Raw genomic sequence first — 2,621 nt, forward strand, 5'->3', positions numbered from 1 at the left:
TATGAGATTCCTCCTTCGTCGGAATGACAATTTGGAAAGAAATAATTTAGAATTAAACCCCAAATCTAAACCCCATTTTGCCTTACATTCTCAACATCGAAACCGCTACTAAGAATTGTTCTGTTGATTTGTCAAGAGGAGGAAAGACAATTTTATGCAAAGAAATTGCCGAAGAAGGTTATTCCCACGCTGAGCGATTACACGTTTTTATAGAAGAAATTATCAAAGAAGCTGGGATTACTTTTCAAGATTTATCGGCGATTGCTGTGAGTCAAGGCCCAGGTTCATATACAGGATTGCGCATTGGAGTTTCTGCAGCCAAAGGATTGTGTTTTGCTTTGGAAATTCCATTAATTGCAGTCGACACTTTGCAAGTTTTGGCTTCGCAAGCCAATGTTTCCAGCGGATTGATAATTCCAATGCTCGATGCCCGAAGAATGGAAGTGTACAGCGCTATTTTTACGCCAAATTTCGAAAATAAAAGAGCCGTTCAAGCCGAAGTAATTACCAAAAACTCCTTCGAAGATTTGCAGGAAACTCTTTATTTTGTGGGTGATTGTGCCGAAAAATGCAAACTGGTTTTGACTAAGGAAAACTTCATTTTCTTGGAAGAAATCAAATACCCATCGGCAAAAGAAATGAGCTTTTTAAGTTTCGAAAAATACAAAAAAAATGACATTGTTGATGTCGCTTACTTTGAACCGTATTATTTGAAGGATTTTATGATGATAGTTTCGAAGAAATAGAATTATTTTCTCGAAACCTCTTTCACAAAAGGTTGAATCACAATTTCAGCTGCATCAAAAGCCAGTTTACAATTTTCCAAAGTATCAGAGTAAACTCCCCAAAAATCTTCATTTTTTGCCCAAGGTCTAACGGCGAGTTGGATGGAACTATCGGTCAAATTCTTTACCGAAACATCAGCTGTAGGTGTTTTTAGCACTTTTGGATTGTTGTTTAAAACTTCCAAAATAATTGCTTTAGCTTTTCGAATGTCGGTATCATAAGAAATCGAAATGGTCAAATCGGCTTTTCGAGATCCTTCCATCGAATAGTTGGTGATATTTCCATTTGACAACGAACCATTCGGAATAAAAATAGTTTGATTGGTAGAGTTGATTATTTTGGTCACAAATATTTGTATTTCGTGAACTGTTCCTACTATTCCTTGAGCTTCAATAACATCGCCAACTTTAAATGGTTTGAACATAATAATCAACATTCCTCCAGCAAAATTAGACAAGGAACCTTGAAGCGATAAACCTACGGCAAGTCCCATTGCGCCTAGAATGGCAACAAATGATGATGTTCCTATTCCTAATTTATCGATGAACGAAACAAATAATAAAACTCTCAAAACCCAAAGTAAAATATCGGCAAGAAATTTAGTTAGCGTAGGATCTAAATTCCTCTTTATCATTATTTTCCTGATGAGTCTATTGATGAATCGAATGGCATAAAGTCCCACGAACAGGATTAGTATTGCGGAAATTAGTTTTGGCGCATAATCGATTGAAACTTTGATAAAAGCTTCGGCGTAATTTGTTATATGTTCTGGAGTTACCGTCATTTTGTTGTTGTTTTTAAGTTTGTTCGCATAAATATGTAAATATTTTTTTTGCCACAGATTTACACAGATTCTTTTTAAAAATAGTTCATAAAATCCATTTTATCCGTTAATCTGTGGCTAATATATATGTGAATCTTTTTTTAATTACTAATTTAATTTCGAAATTATTTCTTTAAAGTCAGTACTTGGAGCTGAACAAGTTTTATTTTGGCAAAGATAAAAAAGTGTTTCATTTTCCTTAAAGCGATCTTTCAAAAAAGGAAGATTGGAAGGTTTTTTTGTTCCTGCCAAAACTATATTAGGCAAGTAAAGACTATTTATTTTACTGCAATATTCCGATGCCAAATCACCACATATCGCCAATTCCTTGTTTTCTTCTGAATAGTTTAAAGCCAAATCCATCCAGTTGGAATAAGCTGAAGGATATTCAATATTTGGTAAAATAGTTTGCAACATTTTTTGGCTTACTTTTTCGTAATAAGAATTTTCAAAATGAATGCCCAACTGAAACAAATTTTTCGCCATCACTGAATTGGATGCTGGAATTACATTGTCTTCGGTTTCAAAATGCGAAGTAATTAAAGCTTCGTCAAGATTGGAAGTAAAAGCAAAAAATCCAGTTTTGTCATCGTAAAAATGTTCCAAACTATAATCCGTTAATTGTTTGGCGTATTGAAGCCATTTTTCGTCGAAAGTCACTTCGTATAAAGCAATAAACGCAGCAATCACAAAACAATAATCTTCTAAATATCCGTTGATGGTGCTTTTTTTATTTTTATAATTATGCAACAAACTCCCTTCGCTTGACCAAAGATTTTTGATGATAAAATCGGCATTTTGCAAAGCTAATTCTATATATTTTTTATCTTGCAAAGCTTTGTAAGCGTCTACAAATCCTTTGAGCATTATGGCGTTCCAAGAAGTCAAACATTTATCGTCCAATCTTGGTTTAGAACGTTTTTCTCTTTTGATGTAGAGTACACTTTCCCAGAATTTTTTCTTTTTCTCGAGTGTTATAAGTTCAATGCTGTTGTCTTTTGCGATTTTCTCT

At 34.0% G+C, this 2,621-nt stretch carries 2 protein-coding genes and 1 pseudogene; 1 reads left to right on the forward strand and 2 read right to left on the reverse strand.

What is annotated here, in order from left to right; genetic code table 11:
- Positions 1-77: 77 nt before the first annotated feature.
- Positions 78-746, forward strand: coding sequence for a tRNA (adenosine(37)-N6)-threonylcarbamoyltransferase complex dimerization subunit type 1 TsaB (gene tsaB / locus PHC28_RS18105; protein WP_300103817.1), 669 nt, complete (start codon positions 78-80; stop codon positions 744-746).
- Between the two features lie 2 nt (positions 747-748).
- Here tsaB and PHC28_RS18110 read toward each other — a convergent pair whose 3' ends face one another.
- Both PHC28_RS18110 and PHC28_RS18115 read right to left on the reverse strand, forming a co-directional pair.
- A complete protein-coding gene (locus PHC28_RS18110) occupies positions 749-1,570 on the reverse strand; it encodes a mechanosensitive ion channel domain-containing protein (protein WP_300103821.1) in 822 nt (273 codons plus the stop codon).
- A gap of 147 nt (positions 1,571-1,717) precedes the next feature.
- A pseudogene (locus tag PHC28_RS18115) lies at positions 1,718-2,621 on the reverse strand (AGE family epimerase/isomerase); the annotation flags it as partial.

The organism is Flavobacterium sp., assembly GCF_028712645.1.
Classification (GTDB): Bacteria; Bacteroidota; Bacteroidia; order Flavobacteriales; family Flavobacteriaceae; genus Flavobacterium.

Excerpts from the sequence above, each read along its gene's own strand:
- PHC28_RS18110 (WP_300103821.1), bottom strand. The coding sequence starts at position 1,570 with ATGACGGTAACTCCAGAACATATAACAAATTACGCCGAAGCTTTTATC.